Source organism: Vibrio sp. D173a (assembly GCF_030248475.1).
In genome coordinates this window covers 1-594 of record NZ_JAHGAH010001497.1, presented here as the reverse complement: position 1 = coordinate 594, position 594 = coordinate 1, and the positions used below count along the sequence as shown (strand labels likewise).

The following is a 594-nucleotide window of genomic DNA, read 5'->3' as shown; positions in this document are numbered from 1 at the left end:
GCAGGATACGAAGATACGCCAGAACTTGTGAGCTTCCTGCACTTACCTGTGCAAAGTGGTAGTGACCGTATCCTAACGATGATGAAACGCCCTCACACCGCTATCGAATACAAATCGATCATCCGTAAACTGCGTAAAGCTCGTCCTGATATTCAAATCAGTTCAGACTTTATTGTTGGTTTCCCTGGTGAAGACGTAGATTTCGATATGAGCTTCAGCTTTATCTTCTCTCCTCGTCCAGGTACACCTGCTGCAGATTACCCATGTGACGTGCCTGAGCAAGAGAAAAAAGAGCGTCTATACGAACTACAACAAGTGGTTAACTCTCAAGCAATGCGTTACTCACGCCTAATGCTTGATACAGAGCAACGCGTTCTTGTGGAAGGGCCGTCTAAGAAGAACCTAATGGAGCTTCGCGCGCGTACTGAAAACAACCGTGTTGTTAACTTCGAAGGCAGTGCCGACCTTATCGGTCAATTCGTTGATGTGAAGATCACTGATGTATTCGCTAACTCTCTACGTGGTGAACTGGTTCGTACAGAAAAAGACATGGACCTACGTACTATCATCTCTCCAACTCAGATGCTGGCGAAC

At 46.3% G+C, this 594-nt stretch carries 1 protein-coding gene; it reads left to right on the top strand.

The window, feature by feature from the left end; translation table 11 throughout:
* On the top strand, positions 1-594 hold a 594-nt coding region (locus tag KIV40_RS34315; protein WP_285353916.1), incomplete at both ends, for a TRAM domain-containing protein.